21 protein-coding genes and 1 pseudogene are annotated in these 17672 nt (G+C 63.7%); 12 read left to right on the forward strand and 10 right to left on the reverse strand.

Features of this window, described 5'->3' with window-relative positions; all coding sequences use genetic code 11:
- Positions 1-49: 49 nt before the first annotated feature.
- From PCJ21_RS01420 to PCJ21_RS01455, 8 genes and pseudogenes are all read left to right on the forward strand, one after another.
- A complete protein-coding gene (locus PCJ21_RS01420) occupies positions 50-970 on the forward strand; it encodes a DMT family transporter (protein ID WP_269929592.1) in 921 nt (306 codons plus the stop codon).
- Entirely contained in the window at positions 970-1581 is a 612-nt protein-coding gene (gene mobA, locus PCJ21_RS01425; RefSeq protein WP_269929593.1) for a molybdenum cofactor guanylyltransferase MobA, read from the forward strand. Before PCJ21_RS01420 ends, mobA begins: the two co-directional genes overlap by 1 nt.
- On the forward strand, positions 1581-2138 hold the full coding sequence (gene mobB, locus PCJ21_RS01430) for a molybdopterin-guanine dinucleotide biosynthesis protein B (RefSeq protein WP_269929594.1): 558 nt from the start codon (positions 1581-1583) through the stop codon (positions 2136-2138). The genes mobA and mobB overlap by 1 nt, the downstream gene beginning before the upstream one ends.
- Positions 2139-2256: 118 nt before the next feature.
- The gene (locus PCJ21_RS01435) at positions 2257-3033 is read left to right on the forward strand and encodes an ABC transporter substrate-binding protein (protein WP_269929595.1); all 777 of its coding nucleotides are present in this window, start codon (positions 2257-2259) and stop codon (positions 3031-3033) included.
- A gap of 133 nt (positions 3034-3166) precedes the next feature.
- Positions 3167-3880, forward strand: coding sequence for an ABC transporter permease (locus PCJ21_RS01440; RefSeq protein ID WP_269929596.1), 714 nt, complete (start codon positions 3167-3169; stop codon positions 3878-3880).
- Positions 3877-4707 (forward strand): ABC transporter permease, encoded by an 831-nt coding sequence (locus PCJ21_RS01445; protein WP_269929597.1) that lies wholly within the window; start codon positions 3877-3879, stop codon positions 4705-4707. Before PCJ21_RS01440 ends, PCJ21_RS01445 begins: the two co-directional genes overlap by 4 nt.
- Positions 4708-4796: 89 nt before the next feature.
- Positions 4797-5669, forward strand: a pseudogene (locus tag PCJ21_RS01450) (NAD(P)-dependent oxidoreductase); the annotation flags it as partial.
- Positions 5670-5675: 6 nt separating this feature from the next.
- Positions 5676-6374 carry a DNA alkylation repair protein gene (locus tag PCJ21_RS01455; RefSeq protein WP_269929598.1) on the forward strand — a complete coding sequence of 233 codons (699 nt, stop codon included), beginning with the start codon at positions 5676-5678 and terminating at the stop codon, positions 6372-6374.
- On the opposite strand, the gene PCJ21_RS01460 is transcribed toward PCJ21_RS01455, so the two are convergent.
- The 4 genes from PCJ21_RS01460 to PCJ21_RS01475 all read right to left on the reverse strand — a co-directional run bounded on the left by PCJ21_RS01460 (position 6375) and on the right by PCJ21_RS01475 (position 8867).
- A complete protein-coding gene (locus PCJ21_RS01460) occupies positions 6375-6866 on the reverse strand; it encodes an Lrp/AsnC family transcriptional regulator (RefSeq protein WP_067961212.1) in 492 nt (163 codons plus the stop codon).
- Between the two features lie 110 nt (positions 6867-6976).
- Positions 6977-7594, reverse strand: coding sequence for a uracil-DNA glycosylase family protein (locus PCJ21_RS01465; RefSeq protein WP_442865945.1), 618 nt, complete (start codon positions 7592-7594; stop codon positions 6977-6979).
- Positions 7594-8205, reverse strand: a complete 612-nt coding sequence (locus PCJ21_RS01470) for a glutathione S-transferase (RefSeq protein ID WP_269929600.1) — start codon at positions 8203-8205, stop codon at positions 7594-7596. Before PCJ21_RS01470 ends, PCJ21_RS01465 begins: the two co-directional genes overlap by 1 nt.
- Positions 8206-8249: 44 nt before the next feature.
- The gene (locus PCJ21_RS01475) at positions 8250-8867 is read right to left on the reverse strand and encodes a thermonuclease family protein (RefSeq protein ID WP_269929601.1); all 618 of its coding nucleotides are present in this window, start codon (positions 8865-8867) and stop codon (positions 8250-8252) included.
- Between the two features lie 75 nt (positions 8868-8942).
- Between PCJ21_RS01475 and PCJ21_RS01480 the strand changes: the two genes are divergently transcribed.
- A complete protein-coding gene (locus tag PCJ21_RS01480) occupies positions 8943-10460 on the forward strand; it encodes a sensor histidine kinase (RefSeq protein ID WP_269929602.1) in 1518 nt (505 codons plus the stop codon).
- 47 nt (positions 10461-10507) lie between these two features.
- On the opposite strand, the gene PCJ21_RS01485 is transcribed toward PCJ21_RS01480, so the two are convergent.
- The gene (locus PCJ21_RS01485; protein WP_269929603.1) at positions 10508-11503 is read right to left on the reverse strand and encodes a nicotinate-nucleotide--dimethylbenzimidazole phosphoribosyltransferase; all 996 of its coding nucleotides are present in this window, start codon (positions 11501-11503) and stop codon (positions 10508-10510) included.
- 187 nt (positions 11504-11690) lie between these two features.
- Here PCJ21_RS01485 and PCJ21_RS01490 point away from each other — a divergent pair, with 187 nt between their 5' ends.
- From PCJ21_RS01490 to PCJ21_RS01500, 3 genes are all read left to right on the forward strand, one after another.
- The gene (locus tag PCJ21_RS01490; protein WP_269929604.1) at positions 11691-11921 is read left to right on the forward strand and encodes a DUF1289 domain-containing protein; all 231 of its coding nucleotides are present in this window, start codon (positions 11691-11693) and stop codon (positions 11919-11921) included.
- Positions 11922-11936: 15 nt separating this feature from the next.
- On the forward strand, positions 11937-12638 hold the full coding sequence (locus tag PCJ21_RS01495; RefSeq protein WP_269929605.1) for a TIGR02281 family clan AA aspartic protease: 702 nt from the start codon (positions 11937-11939) through the stop codon (positions 12636-12638).
- A 58-nt stretch (positions 12639-12696) separates the two neighbouring features.
- Positions 12697-13460 (forward strand): IS5 family transposase gene (locus PCJ21_RS01500; protein ID WP_269929606.1). Its coding sequence is split into 2 segments (ribosomal slippage): positions 12697-13030 and positions 13030-13460, totalling 765 coding nucleotides; the frame shifts between segments, so codons are not numbered across the junction.
- A gap of 53 nt (positions 13461-13513) precedes the next feature.
- Here PCJ21_RS01500 and dusA read toward each other — a convergent pair.
- From dusA to PCJ21_RS01525, 5 genes are all read right to left on the reverse strand, one after another.
- Positions 13514-14518 (reverse strand): tRNA dihydrouridine(20/20a) synthase DusA, encoded by a 1005-nt coding sequence (gene dusA / locus PCJ21_RS01505; RefSeq protein ID WP_269929607.1) that lies wholly within the window; start codon positions 14516-14518, stop codon positions 13514-13516.
- A 129-nt stretch (positions 14519-14647) separates the two neighbouring features.
- A complete protein-coding gene (locus PCJ21_RS01510) occupies positions 14648-15088 on the reverse strand; it encodes a YbaN family protein (RefSeq protein WP_269929608.1) in 441 nt (146 codons plus the stop codon).
- Positions 15089-15164: 76 nt separating this feature from the next.
- Positions 15165-16307: an alpha-hydroxy acid oxidase gene (locus tag PCJ21_RS01515; RefSeq protein WP_269929609.1), complete on the reverse strand. Its 1143-nt coding sequence runs from the start codon at positions 16305-16307 to the stop codon at positions 15165-15167.
- 120 nt (positions 16308-16427) lie between these two features.
- Positions 16428-16781 (reverse strand): VOC family protein, encoded by a 354-nt coding sequence (locus tag PCJ21_RS01520; RefSeq protein WP_269929610.1) that lies wholly within the window; start codon positions 16779-16781, stop codon positions 16428-16430.
- An 83-nt stretch (positions 16782-16864) separates the two neighbouring features.
- Positions 16865-17662, reverse strand: a complete 798-nt coding sequence (locus PCJ21_RS01525) for an FAD binding domain-containing protein (protein ID WP_269929611.1) — start codon at positions 17660-17662, stop codon at positions 16865-16867.
- Positions 17663-17672: the final 10 nt, after the last annotated feature.

The following is a 17672-nucleotide window of genomic DNA, read 5'->3' on the forward strand; positions in this document are numbered from 1 at the left end:
TCGGCAGCCCTGCTTAAGCCTTGGGCAACACGCAGCATGGGATGCTCAATTGCCCCTTTCTTCCAACGTACGCGGCGCGATGTTCATGGTCGTCGCGATGGCAGCATTCACGTTCAATGACACGCTGAGCAAGCTGGCGTCACAAGCGATCAATCCGGGTCAGTTGATGCTCGTGCGCGGCCTGTTCGCGACCGTCCTGATTTGCCTCCTGGCCTGGCAGCAGGGCGCGTTCACGAACGCGCGCCAGAACATGCATCCCATGGTGTTCCTGCGCCTGTTTGGCGAAATCGGCGGAACCGTAACCTTCCTCGCCTCCTTGCCTCACCTGCCGCTGGCCAACATATCGGCGGTGCTGCAGGCGCTGCCCCTGGCGGTGACGATGGGAGCCGCCCTCTTCCTTGGCGAAGGTGTCGGCTGGCGGCGCTGGCTTGCCATTGCGATTGGCTTCAGCGGCGTGTTGATCATCGTGCGGCCGGGCATGGACGGGTTCAATGCGTTTTCCGTGCTCGCGCTGGTCTCGGTCGCATTTTGTGCGCTGCGCGACCTGGCAACCCGCAAGATCCCGAGCCACATCCCCTCGTTGTTCGTCTCCGCCGTAACGACCGTCATCATCACCCTGACCGGCGCCCTGACAGTCGTGCCCTTCGGCGGATGGCAGCCATTGTCGCTCGAGCTCATCTTCTACCTCGCCGGCGCAGCCGTTCTGGTATTGTTTGGCTATCAGTTCGTCATCATGGCGATGCGCGAGGGCGACGTCTCCTTCATCGCGCCGTTCCGCTACACGTCGTTGCTATGGGCCATCGCCATGACCATCGTTGTGTTCCATGACTTCCCCGACCTGGTGATGCTGGGCGGCGCAGCGATCATCGTCGCCTCCGGCCTCTATTCGCTGTACCGCGAGAGGGTCGTCGGCAAGGACCGGCCGGCGGCGGAAAGCACCAGCCCCTCGATGGCTCCGGACGGCGTGTGATGACGGTCGCCGGGCTCATTCTGGCTGGCGGGCGCTCAAGTCGCATGGCGGGCGCCGACAAGACGCTGATGCCGCTCGCGGGAAAACCTCTTGTGCGGCACGTGCTTGAACGTCTCGCACCCCAGGCTTCGCCCATCGCCATCAACACCAACGCCGCCGCCGCTTTGTTCTCGGGTTTCGGCGTCGCTGTCATCGGCGACACCATCGCCGGCTTTCAGGGCCCCCTTGCAGGCGTTCTCGCCGGACTGGAATGGGCGCCCCCGGGGGCAACGCATGTGTTCAGCGTCGCCGCCGACACACCATTCTTCCCCCTCGACCTGCGCCAGCGCCTGGAACTTGGCGCGAAACCCGGACGCATCACGGTAGCCGCTTCCGGTGGCCGGATACATCCGACATTTGCGCTCTGGCCTGTCGGTCTGCGCCAGGAGCTTGCGAGGTTTCTGGAAAGCGGCGATACCCGAAGGGTCATGACTTTCATTGAGCAGGCAGGCATGGACGTGGTTGAATTTCCAACGCAGCGCGTTGGCCGGACGGCGGTCGATCCGTTCTTCAATATCAACAGGCGCGAGGACCTGGCTGCCGCCGAAGACATGCTTGGCGGGGCAGACTGATGGCGCACCGCGTTTTTGGCATCACCGGCTGGAAGAACTCCGGCAAGACCACGCTGACCGAACGGCTGGTCACCGAACTGGTCGGGCGCGGCTGGCGCATTTCGACCATCAAGCATGCCCACCACGATTTCGACATCGACAAGCCGGGCGCCGACAGCTTTCGCCATCGCGAGGCCGGCGCCAGCGAAGTGGCGATCGTTTCGGGCCGACGCTGGGCGCTGATGCACGAATTGCGCGGCGAGGACGAACCGACGCTGCAGGACGTGCTGGGACGCATCGCCCCTTGCGATCTCGTGCTTGTCGAGGGCTACAAGCGCGAGGGCCACGCCAAGATCGAAGCGCGACGCCTCGAGGCCAAGGACCGTTCTCCACTGGCCGCCAACGATCCCGCAATCGTGGCGATTGCCTCCGACCATCCGATCGCGGGAGAGCGTCTGCCGGTCTTCGGCATAGACGACGTCGCCGCCATTGCCGACTTCATCGAGTTGCAGACGGGCATGAAAAACAATGACGCAGCGTCACCCGAAGGTGGCCGAAGCATCTCTGCAAAAAACTGAATCCCGATTGATTTCCAATGGAAAACAGTGGGAGTATCGCCGTCAGCAACGGGAGGAAACCTTCCGTCAGCCAGCCGACCTGAGAGGAATTGGCTGGTAGCCAACAGAGAGGAACACGATGAAGATTTCAACCCGTATCGCCCTCGCCGCGACGACGGCCCTGGCGCTGACCATCGGCGTGGCGCAGGCGCAGGAAAAGACGCTCAAGATCGCCACCGAAGGCGCTTACCCTCCCTACAACAACCTGACCTCCGACGGTAAGCTCGTGGGCTTCGACGTCGACATCGCCAACGCGCTTTGCGAAGAGATGAAGGCCAAGTGCGAAATCGTCGCCCAGGAATGGGACGGCATGATCCCGGCGCTTCAGGCCGGCAAGTTCGACGCCATCATCGCCCAGATGTCGATCACGCCGGAGCGCAAGGAGAAGATCGACTTCTCGAATAAGTACATCAACACGCCCGCCGTGATCGCCGCTGCAAAGGACAGCGACATCAAGGGCGTGACCAAGGAAGACCTCGCCGGCAAGACAATCGGCGTGCAGGGCTCGACCATCCACTACAACTACGCCGAGAAGGTCTTCACCGACAGCGAGATCAAGTCTTATCCGACCGCTGACGAATACAAGCTCGACATGGCCAACGGCCGTCTCGACGCGGTCAGCGACGACGCCGTGACCATGGGCGCCTGGCTGGAAACGGCTGATGGTGCGTGCTGCAAGATCGTCGGCATCATTCCGAACATGCCGGAAATCCACGGCGACGGCGCTGGCGTCGGCGTGCGCAAGGGCGATGCCCTGGCAGGCGAATTCACCGCTGCCATCGCGGCCATCCGCGCCAACGGCAAATACAAGGAAATCAACGACAGGTACTTCAAGTTCGACGCCTACGGCGAGTAAGCCCGTCAAGGCCCGAGCGATGCACAGGCGGCGGGACAAGTTCCCGCCGCCTGTCTAAAGTAGAAAGACAACGATAAGCCGCCACCAAGGCCGGCAGCCTCCGCAACGAGGGGCGAAAGGGGACAGGCGACCGATGCAGAGCATCTGGGGGCTTTTGAGTTTCGGACCTGACGGCTGGGGCGACGACCTGTTGCGCGGGGTGTTCGTTACCGTTTCCCTGGCCCTGGTGACACTGCCGCTGGGGTTGCTGATCGGCTTCTTCGTCGCGCTTTCCAAGCAATCCAGCGAGCCCTCGCTGCGGCTTGCCGGCAACATCTACACCACCATCTTTCGCGGCCTGCCCGAACTGCTGACGCTGTTCCTGGTCTTTTACGGCGCGCAGATCGGCATCCAGCAAGTCGTACGGTTCATAAGCCCGGACGCGACTGTCGAGATCAACAGCTTCGTCGCCGGTATGATTGCCTTGGGCGTGGTGTTTTCGTCCTACGCCAGCGAGGTGTTCCTGTCGGCCTTCCGCGCCATCCCAAAGGGCCAGTATGAAGGCGGCTACTCCGTTGGCCTGTCGCCGCGCCAGACGATGCGGCTCATCATCCTGCCCCAACTGGTGCGCATCGCCCTGCCCGGCCTTTCCAATCTCTGGCTGATCCTGCTCAAGGACACCGCGCTGGTCTCGGCCATCGGCTTGACCGACATCGTGCGCCAGGCAAGCATCGCGGCACGGGTGACCAAGCAGGCCTTCCTCTTCTTCGGCGTCGCCTGCCTGATCTATCTGGCCCTCGCCATCATTTCTTCATTCGGCATCGCGGCCATCGAGCGCCGGGTCGGCAAGCGCGAGGCAACACGATGAACGCCTCGGTGGAAACGGCGCAGAAGGCACAGCGCCCACCGGCCCCGCCACGTGGCTGGCCGCGCGCGCGCATTTTCGGCTCGGCCCTGGTCGCCTTCTGGATCTTGTTCGGCATCGGCATCGTCGCCTATCTGTTCAGCGCCTGGAACCCCGAGCTTTTCGCCAAGTACGCGCCCTCCTATATCTCCGGGCTGGGCGTCACGCTGTCGCTGGTCGCGATCTCGATCGTGCTTGGCGCGATCCTGTCGATACCGATCTGCTACGCGCGCATGTCGAGCAACCGCGTTCTCAACGCGATCTCCTACGGCTACGTCTATTTCTTCCGCGGCACGCCGCTCTTGGCGCAAACGTTCCTGATCTATTACGGCTTCGGCTCGTTCAAGCCGCAGATCGAGATGGTCGGCCTTTGGGGCTTCTTCCGCGAAGCCTGGTATTGCGCCATTTTCGCCTTTGCCCTCAACACGGCCGCCTATCAGGCGGAAATCCTGCGCGGCGCCATCGAAAGCGTCGGCAAGGGCCAGTGGGAGGCGGCTTCGGCGCTTGGCCTGACCAAACTCCAGACCATGTACAAGGTGATCCTGCCGCAGGCGCTGGTGGTTGCGCTGCGCCCTTACGGCAACGAGATCATCCTGATGATCAAGGGTTCGGCCATCGTCGCCATCATCACCGTCTACGACCTGATGGGCGAGACGCGCCGTGCCTTCTCGCGCACCTTCGACTTCCAGACCTACATCTGGGCAGCCCTGCTCTATCTCGCCCTGGTCGAAACGCTGCGCCACTTCGTCGACTGGATCGAACGCCGCATTACCCGCCACATGCATCGCTGATCCCGGTCCGGGATTGGTCACCGCGAAGCTTGACGAATCCGCTCCATGGCATAGACCTCTGACAACGATTTTCGGCGTTCAAAGGGTTTGCAATGGCATCTGTCGCGTTTCTGGGCCTCGGCGTCATGGGCTACCCCATGGCCGGCCATCTCAAGATCAAGGGCGGCCACGACGTCACCGTCTACAACCGGACCACGGCAAAGGCCGAGAAATGGGCGACAGAGCACGGCGGCAGCCGCGCCCCGACACCGGCCGAGGCGGTCCGGGGCAAGGACTTCGTCTTCGCCTGCGTCGGCAATGACGATGACCTGCGCGCCGTCACAATCGGCTCGGACGGCGCCTTCCAGACGATGAAGAAAGGCGCGATTTTCATCGACAACACCACCGCATCCGCCGAAGTCGCGCGTGAACTCGCCGCTGAGGCAGCCACACGCGGCATCCATTTCCTCGACGCGCCCGTCTCCGGTGGCCAGGCCGGCGCCGAAAATGGCGTTCTGACGGTCATGGTCGGTGGCGAGCAGGCTGTTTTCGACCAGGCACGGCCGGTCATCGACGCGTTTGCCCGCATGGTCGGCCTGATGGGGCCGACGGGCGCCGGCCAGCTCACCAAGATGATCAACCAAATCTGCATCGCCGGCCTCGTCCAGGGACTGGCTGAAGGCATCCATTTCGGCAAGAAGGCGGGGCTCGACATCGAAAAGGTCGTCGAGGTCATCTCCAAGGGAGCCGCCGGCTCCTGGCAGATGGAAAACCGCCACAAGACGATGAACGCGGGCAAATACGACTTCGGCTTCGCCATCGACTGGATGCGCAAGGATCTCGGCATCTGCCTCGCCGAGGCCGACCGCAATGGCGCCAAGCTGCCGGTGACCGCCCTTGTCGACCAGTTCTACAAGGACGTGCAGTCGATGGGCGGCAACCGCTGGGACACGTCGTCCCTGCTCGCCCGGCTGGAAAGGTAGCACGACATGGTCCTGGCGCCGGCATCGACCGCCGAGGAGATTGTCGCGCATCTGCGCACGCTTGCCTCGGACGAGAGCCGCGCCGGCATGGCCAGGTTCGGCATCGCCACCGATCGGGCGCTCGGCATCCCCAATGCGGTGATCAACCCGATCGCTCGGCAGGTGAAGCGCGATCACGGCAGGGCCCTGGCGCTGTGGGCGACCGGCATCCGCGAAGCGCGCCTTCTGGCGATCCTCACCGACGAACCGGCGAAAGTGAAGCGGGCGCAGATCGACGCCATGGCGGTGGACTTCGACAGCTGGGAAATCGTCGACCACGCGGCCCACCTGATCATCGGCGCCAAGCTGGCGCACGAGGTCGTCCCCGCCTATGCCGCCGACGAGCGCGAATTCGTCCGGCGCGAGGCGTTCGCGATCATCGCCACGGGCGCCGTGCACCTCAAGAAAGAACCGGACGAGACCTTCATCGCCTGGCTCGACCTGGTCGAGGCCCATGCCGAAGATGACAGGAACTTTGTCAAGAAGGCGGTCAACTGGGCACTGAGGCAGGTGGGCAAGCGCTCGCTTGCGCTTCATGGCCCTGCCCTCAGCTTGGCTGACAAGCTGGCCGCCTCGGACAGCAAGGCGGCGCGGTGGATCGGCAAGGACGCATCCCGCGAACTCGCCGATCCGAAGACGCTTGCGCGCCTTGAAGCCAAGCGATGATCAGGCGGCGCTGGCGCCGCTTTCCTTGTCGAGGATCATGTAGTCGAGCGGCATTTCGGTCGTGTACTTGATCTGCTCCATGGCGAACGAAGACGACACGTCGCGGATTTCGATCTTGGCGATCAGCCGCTTGTAGAAGGCGTCATAAGCGCCGATATCGGGCACCACCACGCGGAGCAGGTAATCGACATCGCCGCTCATGCGGTAGAACTCGATGACCTCGGGGAATTCCTGGATCACTTCGGAAAAGCGGCGCAGCCATTCGTGGCTATGCGAATTGGTGCGGATAGCCACGAAGACGGTGACGCGCGCATTGATCTTCTCGGGGTCGAGCAACGCCACGCGACGCTTGATCACGCCCTCTTCCTCGAGCTTCTGTATCCGCCGCCAGCAGGGCGTCGTGGAAAGCCCGACTTTCTTGGCGACATCGGCAACGGCCAGCGTTGCATCCTCCTGAAGGAGGCGAAGTATTTTCCTGTCGAGGCGGTCCATTTTTGGCTCCGTTAGAAAAGGTTCGCCATAATCCTGATATTGCCCCGACCATACAAGAAAGGAATTCTCCGCGCACCACGCATCTTCGGTATGGAATTCCAAATCGCCAGCTAGAGGCGATGCCGGATTTCTGCCTTGAGAAAAGGCAGCAATTCCATTTCGAACCAGGGATTGCGCTTGATCCAGCCGGTGTTGCGCCACGATGGATGCGGGAGGGGCAGCACATGCGGCGCAGATGAGCGCGCCCACACGGCGCGCCAGCCGGCCACGGTGTCTGTCAGCGACCCGGCCATGGCCGCCCCCATGTGCCATCGCTGCGCGTACTGGCCAACCGCCAAAACAAGGTCGATCTGCGGCATCGCGGCCATCAGCCCGGCGCGCCAGGCTGGCGCGCATTCGCGGCGCGGCGGCAGGTCGCCGCCCTTGGCGTCCTGCCCGGGAAAACAGAAGCCCATCGGCACGATGGCGAATTTCGACGGATCGTAAAACACGTCCGGCGTCACGCCGAGCCAGTCACGCAACCGATCGCCGGACGGATCGGTGAAGGGCGCGCCGCTGAGATGCACCCTGGTTCCGGGCGCCTGCCCGGCAATCAGGATGCGGGCCGTCCTCGACGGAACCACGACAGGCCGCGGCTCGTGCGGCAACGGCCTGCCCAGCGGGCGCTCGACGCAGATTCGGCACGCTTTGATTTCCTCCGCGAGCCTGTCGAGGTCATCGGCAATCATCAGGCGGCTGCACTCGGCCGCGACGACAGGTTGCGGTGCCATTCGAGCACGTTGGAAAATTCCTCAGGCACGACGATCTTGGCCGGCTTCATGAAGTCGAGAGCGATCAGCCCGGTGATGTCGGCAATGGAGAAATCGTCGCCGGCGACAAATTCCCGCAAGGCGAGTTCGCCGTCCAGGAAGTTCAGGAATTCGAGCGCCTTGGGGCGGTTGACCTCGCCCCACTCCGGCACCTGAGGCACTTCCCATTCCTTCATGGCAGGGTGCGTGTGGCGGAAGGCGAAGGCGACGGGCTGAAACAGGTTGAACTCGATCCGCCGCTGCCACATCTCGACCTTGGCCTTGCCGAGCCCGCCTCGGCCGAAAAGCGCTGGCTCCGGATAAAGCTCCTCGAAATAGCGGCAGATAGCGACGGATTCCGTCAGGATGGTGCCGTCGTCGAGTTCGAGCACCGGCAAGCGCCGCAACGGGTTGCGCAGGGCCACATCGCCGCCCTTGTGCTCAAGCGCGCCCATGTCGACGCTGACGATCGGCACATCGATGCCCTTTTCGGCGAGAAATACCCGAACACGTCGCGGATTGGGCGCGCGGCCGCCGTCAAACAGCTTCATGATGCCTCCTCGATCATTTCGTTGCTCAAAACATAGACCGCAAGCTACGAGAAACGAAAGATTTCTCGTAGCCAGTTGAGAATGCGGCCATATCCGTCATGCGGCGTCTCGCCCATGTCACCATGGGTGGCGCGCCAGTCGCGCGGCCTTTCGAATTCGCCCGCCCACATGCCGCTGCCGGCGCGGCGGGCGGCGAGTTCCTCGACCTGATAGCCTCCATACGAAACGGCCCAGCCGGCCTCGACCTGGGCACGATTGAGATCGATGTTGCCGGCCCTGCATTCGCCGAGCAAGCGATTGTATTTGTCGCGCTCCCGGCCGCTGCACACGACCGGCCGGCGGCCCACCAGCTTCGACAACGCTTCCCGCGACCGGCGCCCACACGGATAGTCTTCCCCATCCTTGCGGCAAGTCTGCGAGAACTCGGGCGCGTCGATACCGACGAGGCGTATGCGCTCGCCTCCGAGCGTGATGGAATCGCCGTCGTTGATGATTGCTGAGCCTTCGGTCGTACGCGTCTCGAAACGGTCGAGGCGCACCGACACCAGAACCAGAAGGCCAAAGATCGTAGCGGTGAGGAGATAGTCGAAGAACCTGCGCCAACCGCTGCGCGATCGTCGAATTCTCCGCTGTCGCGGCCTGCCCGACCACGAACGGCTCATATGGCAAACAATCCCTTAATCATTCGGACGTAGCGTGCAGGTGTAAGTAAAGCGCGCGCGAAATCGAAATATCACATGCCGTTGCAACGCTCTAATACGGCGGACAAGATCATTGTGGACCGCAGGAAACGCCATCGCAACAGCGATGTCGCCCGCGCTGTCCGCAAGACCCGCGACCAGCTGGCGCAACAGCCCGGCGGGATTGCGTTCGAGCGCGAGTTGCTCAAGCTCCATGCTCGCTCGATCGTCACCAATTCGGCCACCCTGCCGCTGCTGATCGTCATCTTCGCGGGCATCGGGGTCACGCTCGGCGCGAACAGCGAGATACTGATCTGGGCGCTGATTGCAATACTCGGCTATGTCGGGCTCGCCATCCTTGCCCGCCGCACCGACGGGGCCAGGCCGGAAACCGTCAAACCGCCCGCAATGCGCCGCAACTTCCTCGTCGGCCATTTCACCACGGGCCTGGCATGGGCATATCTGGCTGCCATGACTTGCGCCGGATGCGAACCGGCGCTGCTCTCGGTGATGAAGGGCATCTTCCTGCTGGTGGCCATGGCAACGACCGCGATCGTGGCTTCGTCGCTCAGCGGTTCGCTGCTCATCACCTTCGTGGTTCCGGTCGCGGCCTATGCCGCATTCGGCGCAAACCTGAACCAGCCGCTTGGCCTTGCCATGGTCGCGCTGCTGGTCGCGGCACTGCCGTTCTTTTCCGAGGTGGCGCGGATCAAGAACCGCTCGGCACTGATGCTGATGTCGTTTCGTTCCGAGATGGACGCCCTCATCGCCGAACTCGAAACGGCAAAGTCGATGTCCGACGAGGCACGGCGACGCGCCGAAGATGCCAATCTCGCCAAATCGCGCTTTCTCGCCACGATGAGCCACGAACTGCGCACGCCACTCAACGCGATCCTCGGGTTTTCCGAGGTGATGGCCGGTGAAGTTCTCGGGCCGATGAACAGCCCGACCTACCGCGAATACTCGCGCGACATTCACGAATCCGGCCAGCACCTGCTCGACCTGATCAACGAAATTCTCGATCTCTCGCGTATCGAGGCGGGCCGTTACCAGCTCAACGAAGAACCGCAATCGCTGCTCTCCATCGTCGAGGACTGTTGCCACATGATGGAGCTTAAGGCGCGCAACAAGGACCTGCGCATCGTCGAGCAATTCGAGCCGGGCCTGCCACGCCTTTTGGGCGACGAGCGCGCGATCCGCCAGATCACGCTCAACCTGTTGTCGAATGCGATCAAGTTTTCGCCGACAGGCGGCGAAATTCGCGTCCGGGTCGGCTGGACGGCCGGCGGCGGCCAGTACCTCTCGGTCAAGGACAACGGACCCGGTATTCCGCCGGAAGAAATCCCGATCGTGCTTTCCGCATTCGGACAGGGCTCGATAGCCATCAAGAGCGCCGAACAGGGAACGGGGCTTGGCCTGCCGATCGTCCAGGGCCTGCTAGCGCTGCATGGCGGCGAGTTCGATTTGCGTTCGAAGCTGCGCGAGGGCACCGAGGCCATTGGCATCTTTCCCGCCTCTCGTGTCATCGACGGCTTGTCCGAAGCGCCACTGCGCAGCGCTGGCGGCGGCCGCTAGCTCCGACCACACCGCCAATTCGACGCCTTTGGCCCCGAGCCGCAGCTTCACTTGACGGCGGCGGCCATGCCCGAGCTGATCTGCGCGGCTGTCTTGACCAGACCGGCGGCGATGCCGGCCCCCACCGCTTCGCCATGATCGATGCCCAATCCGAGCAGCGGGCGTACGCCGAGCTTGGCGAGCAGGCGAGCGTGACCCGGCTCGGTCGAGATGTGCGAGAACATGCAATGGTCGAGCGCGGTCGGGTTGATGGCATAGAGCACGGCCGCGGCCGCACTTGTCGAGTAGCCGTCGAGCAGGACCGGAATCTTCTCCATGCGGGCTGCCAGGATGGCGCCGGCGATCGCCGCGAACTCGCGGCCGCCGACGCGGCGCAGGGCCTCGAACGGATCCTTGAGATGATCGCCATGCAGCGCCAGCGCCTGATCGACGCAAGCCGCCTTGCACGCCTGCATGGCGGCGTCGGCCCCCGACCCTGGACCAACCCAGTCCGCGCCCTTGCCGCCGAACAGGGCGGCGCACAGGGCAGCCGCGATGGTGGTGTTGCCGACGCCAAGGTCGCCAATGCAAAACAGGTCGGTGCCGCCGGCGATCGCTTCCATGCCGAACGCCATCGTGGCCGCGCAGCCGCGCTCGTCCAACGCCGCCTCGACCGTGATGTCGGCGGTCGGCAGATGCAGGGCGAGATCGAACACCTTGAGCCCGAGATCGTTGGCGACGCAGACCTGGTTGATCGCGGCCCCGCCAGCTGCGCAAAGCTCGACCCGGGCCGCCGTTGCCTCCATGCCGCGCGGCGAAACGCCGTGAACGGCAACACCATGGTTGCCGGCGAAGATCGCCACCAGCGGCTTCAGCACGGACGGCGGCGCGCGGCCGGTCCAGCGCGCCAGCCAGGCGGCGATGTCCTCGATGCGGCCGAGCGACCCTTGCCGCTTGTCCGCCTTGGCCAGCAGCGACCAGACCTTGCCGGCCTGGGCCACGTCGCCCTCGGGCAAATGGGCAAATAGGTTGCGGAAATCGTCAAAGGGAGATGCGCTGGTCATGGGGGCCTGCCGTTCGAAATCGATGCCTGCGGCATACCCTCCCCGCGCCATGATGACAATCGCAGCGCAGCGCTCTTGGCCGAGACGAGAGGTCGCGGGAAAGCGCTTGCAATGACGCCTGCGCTACATCATCTGTGGTTGGCCCGGCATATACATCGCAGCTAAGCATAGCGGCCACGGACGACAGATGGACAAGATAGAAACACCCTGCATCATGGTGTGCTCGATTGACGACAAGAGCGGCTATTGTTTCGGCTGCGGCCGCACCCGCGACGAAGTATGGGCCTGGATCAAGATGACCCCGCAGGAGCGTCGCGCCGTCATGGCAATGCTTCCCGCCCGCCTCGAAACCGTCGAGCGCAAGCCGCGCCGCGAAACCCGGCGTGCGCGCATGGCGCGCGAATCCGCCTCGAACTGAAGGTATCCAGCCGACATGAGCCGCCTCTACTGGGTCGTCATTGCCTTGATGGGCGGCGGGCTGCTGCTGCTCTTGTTCAACAATTCCGACGGCCAGACATTCGGGCTTGCCAACGACCAGTTCGGCAGCCTGATTTATCTCGGCGCCCTGGTGCTTGTCGTCGGCGCCGGAGTGCTGGGCCGCCGGGCTTCCTGGGGCAACGGCCTGCGCAATTTCGCGCTGTGGCTGCTGATCATCCTGGTGCTCGTTGCCGGCTACCAGTATCGCTATGAGTTGCAGGACGTCGCCAGCCGGGTGACGGCCGGGCTCATTCCGGGCAGCCCGATGTCTTCGCTGGATGGCGACGGGCGCGCCACCGTCACGCTCGACAAGCTGTCGAACGGCCATTTCGGCGCCCGCCTGCTGATCAATGGCGCGCCGATCCAGGCCATGGTCGACACCGGCGCAACGACAACGGTGCTAACCAAGGCCGACGCCATCAAGGCGGGCTTCGACCCCGACAAGCTCAGTTTCACCATTCCGGTTTCGACGGCGAATGGCGTCGCCCATGCGGCCCGCATCACCGCCGGCACGATCCATCTTGGCGCAATCGAGCGCAAGAACATGCCGATGCTAGTCGCCGACCAGGGTCTGCAGCAGAGCCTGCTCGGCATGAACTTCATGGGATCGCTGTCGGGATACGACGTGCGCGGCGACCGGATGATTCTCCGCGACTAGGGTCAGGACCTATTAATCTGGATTGATTTGTGATTCAGATTCTCGCCTGGAGGATCTGATGGATGATTTGTTTTTGCTGAGCCCGTCCCAGATGGCGCGGCTGTCGCCTCATTTTCCGTTGGCCCATGGCGTGCCACGGGTCGATGACCGCCGCGTCGTGAGCGGAATTGTCTACGTGATCCGCAACGGCTTGCAGTGGAAGGATGCGCCCAAGGCCTATGGCCCGCACAAGACGCTCTACAACCGCTTCATGCGCTGGAGCCGATTGGGCGTGTTCGACAAAATCTTCGTCGCGCTCAGTCAGGCCGGTCCCAGACCGGAGCGGATCATGATCGATGCCACCCACCTGAAGGCCCACCGTACCGCGGCGAGCCTGCTTAAAAAGGGGATGTTCCCCGCCATATCGGACGCACCAAGGGCGGATTGAACTCCAAGCTCCATGCTGTCTGCGATCAAGCCGGGCGACCAATCATCCTCAAGCTCAGCGCCGGACAGGTCAGCGATCACAAGGGCGCAGCCATGGTGATCGATGCGCTGCCAATTGCCACCCACCTCATCGCCGACCGGGGCTATGACAGTGCCTGGTTCCGGCAGGCGCTCACCGACAGGGGCATCACCCCGTGTATCCCTTCAAGCCGAAGCCGGAAAATCCCCTTCGCCTACGACAAAGACATCTATCGGCAGCGCCACAAGGTCGAGAACCTGTTCGCCAAGCTCAAGGACTGGCGGCGCATCGCAACCAGATACGACCGATGCGCCCACACCTTCTTCTCGGCAATCTGCATCGCCGCAACCGTCATCTTCTGGATTAATGAGTCCTGACCCTAGGCGCCAAAGTCTCAGCGGACGCGCCGCTGTGGCTCCGGGATACCCCCCTAGGCCGCTTCGCTTTCATGGGCGGCCCCGACGGCTGCGAATGCAGTCCGCAAAACATCCGAACGGGCGCCAGGCTTGTTGGCGTCGGTCGACAATATCTGCCGGTAGCGCCGCGCTCCTGACAGGCCATGGAACAACCCGACCATGTGGCGGGTAATGTGTCCGAGACGACCGCCGGCAGCGATGTGGGCATCGGAATAGTCGGCCATCGCATCGATCAGGCCGGCGTGGTCGAGCTCCCCGGCCTCCTCGCCGCGCAGCAGCGCGTCCGCGCCCGCCAGCACCGCAGGCGTGTGATAGGCGGCCCGCCCGAGCATCACGCCATCGACATGGCGGAGATGACCGCGCGCCTCGTCCAGCGTCTGGACGCCGCCATTGATGCCGATGAAACGATGCGGCAAGCGCGCCTTCAGGCGATAGACGCGATCATAGTCGAGCGGTGGAATTTCGCGGTTTTCCTTGGGGCTGAGCCCTTCCAGCCAGGCCTTGCGGGCATGTACCCAGAGGGCATCCGTGCCGGCGGCGAAGACCTGGTCGGCCAGCGTGTCGAGCGCCGGCTCCGGATCCTGGTGGTCGACGCCGATCCGGCACTTCACCGTCACCGGAATCCTGACTGCGGCCTTCATCGCCGAAACGCAGTCGGCGACCAGTTCGGGCGTCTTCATCAGGCAGGCACCGAAGGTGCCAGACTGCACCCTGTCCGACGGACAGCCGACATTGAGGTTGATCTCGTCGTAGCCGTAGTCCTCGCCGATGCGCGCAGCCGCAGCCAGCTTGACCGGATCCGAACCGCCAAGCTGCAACGCGACAGGATGCTCGCAGGCATCGAAGCCGAGCAGCCGCTCGCGCGCGCCATGGATCACCGCATCAGCCACCACCATTTCGGTGTACAGCAGCGAATCCCGCGTGATCTGCCGGTGAAAATAACGGCAGCAACGGTCAGTCCAGTCCATCATCGGGGCTACGGCAAGGACTTGCGCGCCATCGGCGTAAAGCTTCGTCATGGTCTTTTCGGTGTGCGTGGATCGTGGTGGCCTTCAGATAGGCCCGCTCCCTAGCACGACAAGCCCGACCAGGCCAAATCGGCTCAGCGTCGACGCGGCAGGTGCTTTTGGCCGATTGCCGGCACCGCCTCAACCATAGTCCCGGCGCTGGTCACGTGCCGGTTTCGGCCTCGGATCAGGTCGCGTCGCCACATACAGAGCGCCGGCACCAACGAAAACCGCAGCCGAGATCGCAGGCAACGCACCCGGCCTTCCGAACAGGAACAGGCCATAGCCGAGCGCCATGCCCGCATATGCCGCCAGCTTCGCCTGGCGCGGAATGGCCCCTTGTTCACGCCAGTCACGCAGCGTTGGGCCAAATCGGGGATGGCCGAGCAACCAACTCTCCGCGCGCGGCGACGAGCGGCCAAAGCACCACGCCGCGGCGATCAGGAAGATGGTCGTCGGCATCAGCGGCAGGAAAGCGCCAATGACACCGAGCGCCAGCATCAACCAGCCCAACAGCAGGTAGCCCGCCCGCCTGGTGCCCTGACTGGCCTTGCCGGCTGCGCGGCGAACGTGCCGTTTCATCGAATCCACACCAATCGCGGCCGATTGGCTGGCCCATGCGGCGTCTCCGGCACCGTCCCTGGATGGCTACCCGATTTCACCGCCTTGCGATGATGCGGCTGTCGACGTCCTTGATGTCGCGCAAGCCGCAGAACGCCATGGTGATGTCGAGTTCGTTGCGGATGATGTTGAGGCAGGTGGTTACGCCAGCCTCGCCGCCCGCGCCGAGCCCATAGAGAAAGGCGCGGCCGATGAAGACGCCCCTGGCTCCAAACGCCAGGGCCTTGATGACATCCTGCCCGGAGCGGATGCCGCCGTCCATGAACACCTCGATGCGGTCGCCGACCGCATCGACGATCGCCGGCAGCGCCGAGATCGACGAGACGGCGCCGTCGAGCTGGCGGCCGCCATGGTTGGAGACGATCAGCGCGTCCGCGCCGCTCGCAACCGCCTTCTCGGCGTCCTCGGGGTCGAGGATGCCCTTGAGGATCAGCTTGCCGCCCCACTGCTCCTTGATCCACTTGACGTCGTCCCAGCTCAGGGCCGGATCGAACTGTTCGGCGGTCCACGACGACAGCGAGCGCAGGTCGGTCACGCCCTTTGCGTGGCCCGCGATGTTGCGGAAGGTGCGGCGGCTGGTGCCGAGCATGTTGAGGCACCAGCGCGGCTTGGTCGCCAGGTTGATGATGTTGGCCACGGTCATGCGCGGCGGCGTCGACAGGCCGTTGATGATGTCCTTGTGGCGCTGGCCGAGGATCTGCAGGTCGAGCGTCAGCACCAGGGCCGAGCATTTGGCCGCTTTTGCGCGCCGGATGAGATTGGAGACGAACTCGCGGTCGCGCATCACATAGAGCTGAAACCAGAACGGTTTCGACGTGTTTTCGGCGATGTCCTCGATCGAGCAGATGCTCATCGTCGACAGCGTGAACGGGATGCCGGCCTTTTCGGCGGCGCGCGCGGCATGGATTTCGCCGTCGGCATGCTGCATGCCGGTAAGCCCGGTCGGTGCGATCGCCACCGGCATCGACACCTTTTCGCCGACCATCGTCGTTTCGAGCGTGCGGTTGCGCATGTCGACAGCGACGCGCTGGCGCAGCTTGATCGGCACGAAATCGCTTTCGTTCTCGCGATATGTGCTCTCGGTCCAGGCACCGGAATCGCAATAGTCATAGAACATCCGGGGCACGCGCCGCTTGGCGATTGCGCGAAGGTCGGCGATCGAAGTTATCGGACGCGCCATTCCACTAATGCTCCAGACTGCTCGGTTGTTGCGACATGCCGGCGGCATGTAAGCCGCCTTCGCTGGTGATGCCAAGAGGCGGCCGGCGAAATGCCGCCGCCCGACCGGCAGACTTTCGTCCTATTCCTTGTGCGACAGGATGTTGACGACATTGCCGAAGGGATCGCGCAGGTAGAACCGCCTGACGCCCCAGGGTTCGTCGGCGATCTCATAGGCGATGTCGCAGCCGGCAGTCTGCGCGCGCCGATAGGCCTCGTCGACGTCGTCAACCTCGATTGACAGCGTTGGCACCGGCGTCCCTGAGCCGCCCTCGCTCGCGACGCTGAGTTGCGGCGTCATTTTGCCCTCTGCGGCAAAGGTCAGTATCCAGCCGTGATCCATGACGACGTCGAGGCCGAGCAACTCGCTGTAGAAGGTCCGCGCCTCTGCCGGGTTGTCGGCGCGCAGATTGGCGACGATGCGACGGACGACCATGAAGCCTCCTTGTCCTGCAAACCAGCGTTGTCGTGCAAACCAGAAAGGGGCCCGAAGGCCCCTTCCCTTGTAAAGTTCCAAGCTCAGGCGTTGGCGGCAGCGACCGCGCGCCTGGCCATCACCACGACCAGATTGGCCCGGTATTCCGGAGAGGCATGGATGTCGCCCATCAGGTTCTTCGACGGTACAGAAATGCCCTCGAGCGCCGACGCCTCGAACTTCTTGGAAAGTGCCGCCTCTACTTCCTTCGAGCGGAACACGCCGTCGTCACCCGCACCGGTGACCGCCGCCCGCACGCCGTCCTTGCCCTTGGTCACGAACACGCCGGTCATGGCGTAGCGCGAGGCGGGATTCGGGAACTTGGCGTACCCCGCCTTTGCCGGCGCGGTGAAGGTGACCGCCGTGACGATCTCGTCGTCCTTGAGCGCCGTTTCGAACAGGCCCTTGAAGAACTTGTCCGCAGCCAGTTCGCGCTTGTTTGTGACAATCGTCGCCCCCAGCGCCAGCAGCGCCGAGGGGTAGTCGGCAGCCGGATCGTTGTTGGCGATCGATCCGCCGATGGTGCCGCGGTGGCGTACGGCCGGATCGCCAATGAGGCCCGCCAGATAGCTGATGGCTGGACACACCTTCTTGAGCTTTTCGTCGTTGGCGACGTCGAAATGCGTCGTCCCCGCCCCGATTGTCACTGTCTTGCCTGACACCTTGATGCCCTTCAGATCGGCGATGTGGCTCAGGTCGACCAGGTCGGACGGTGCCGCAAGCCTGGTTTTCATGGCCGGAATGAGCGTCATCCCGCCCGACAGGAACTTGGCATCACCAGCCTTGATCTTCTTGACTGCGTCCGCGACCGAGGTGGCGCGATGATAGTTGACGGAATACATGTTGCGTCCT

It is taken from the genome of Aminobacter sp. HY435 (assembly GCF_027568395.1).
In the GTDB taxonomy this organism is placed as follows: domain Bacteria; phylum Pseudomonadota; class Alphaproteobacteria; order Rhizobiales; family Rhizobiaceae; genus Aminobacter.

Excerpts from the sequence above, each read along its gene's own strand:
- mobB (WP_269929594.1), top strand. The coding sequence starts at position 1,581 with ATGGCGCACCGCGTTTTTGGCATCACCGGCTGGAAGAACTCCGGCAAG.
- PCJ21_RS01515 (WP_269929609.1), bottom strand. The coding sequence starts at position 16,307 with ATGGCGCGTCCGATAACTTCGATCGCCGACCTTCGCGCAATCGCCAAG.
- PCJ21_RS01525 (WP_269929611.1), bottom strand. The coding sequence starts at position 17,662 with ATGTATTCCGTCAACTATCATCGCGCCACCTCGGTCGCGGACGCAGTC.
- dusA (WP_269929607.1), bottom strand. The coding sequence starts at position 14,518 with ATGACGAAGCTTTACGCCGATGGCGCGCAAGTCCTTGCCGTAGCCCCG.
- mobA (WP_269929593.1), top strand. The coding sequence starts at position 970 with ATGACGGTCGCCGGGCTCATTCTGGCTGGCGGGCGCTCAAGTCGCATG.
- PCJ21_RS01445 (WP_269929597.1), top strand. The coding sequence starts at position 3,877 with ATGAACGCCTCGGTGGAAACGGCGCAGAAGGCACAGCGCCCACCGGCC.
- PCJ21_RS01460 (WP_067961212.1), bottom strand. The coding sequence starts at position 6,866 with ATGGACCGCCTCGACAGGAAAATACTTCGCCTCCTTCAGGAGGATGCA.
- PCJ21_RS01485 (WP_269929603.1), bottom strand. The coding sequence starts at position 11,503 with ATGACCAGCGCATCTCCCTTTGACGATTTCCGCAACCTATTTGCCCAT.
- PCJ21_RS01510 (WP_269929608.1), bottom strand. The coding sequence starts at position 15,088 with ATGAAACGGCACGTTCGCCGCGCAGCCGGCAAGGCCAGTCAGGGCACC.
- PCJ21_RS01520 (WP_269929610.1), bottom strand. The coding sequence starts at position 16,781 with ATGGTCGTCCGTCGCATCGTCGCCAATCTGCGCGCCGACAACCCGGCA.
- PCJ21_RS01455 (WP_269929598.1), top strand. The coding sequence starts at position 5,676 with ATGGTCCTGGCGCCGGCATCGACCGCCGAGGAGATTGTCGCGCATCTG.
- PCJ21_RS01480 (WP_269929602.1), top strand. The coding sequence starts at position 8,943 with ATGCCGTTGCAACGCTCTAATACGGCGGACAAGATCATTGTGGACCGC.
- PCJ21_RS01475 (WP_269929601.1), bottom strand. The coding sequence starts at position 8,867 with ATGAGCCGTTCGTGGTCGGGCAGGCCGCGACAGCGGAGAATTCGACGA.
- PCJ21_RS01490 (WP_269929604.1), top strand. The coding sequence starts at position 11,691 with ATGGACAAGATAGAAACACCCTGCATCATGGTGTGCTCGATTGACGAC.
- PCJ21_RS01470 (WP_269929600.1), bottom strand. The coding sequence starts at position 8,205 with ATGAAGCTGTTTGACGGCGGCCGCGCGCCCAATCCGCGACGTGTTCGG.
- PCJ21_RS01435 (WP_269929595.1), top strand. The coding sequence starts at position 2,257 with ATGAAGATTTCAACCCGTATCGCCCTCGCCGCGACGACGGCCCTGGCG.
- PCJ21_RS01465 (WP_442865945.1), bottom strand. The coding sequence starts at position 7,594 with ATGATTGCCGATGACCTCGACAGGCTCGCGGAGGAAATCAAAGCGTGC.
- PCJ21_RS01440 (WP_269929596.1), top strand. The coding sequence starts at position 3,167 with ATGCAGAGCATCTGGGGGCTTTTGAGTTTCGGACCTGACGGCTGGGGC.
- PCJ21_RS01495 (WP_269929605.1), top strand. The coding sequence starts at position 11,937 with ATGAGCCGCCTCTACTGGGTCGTCATTGCCTTGATGGGCGGCGGGCTG.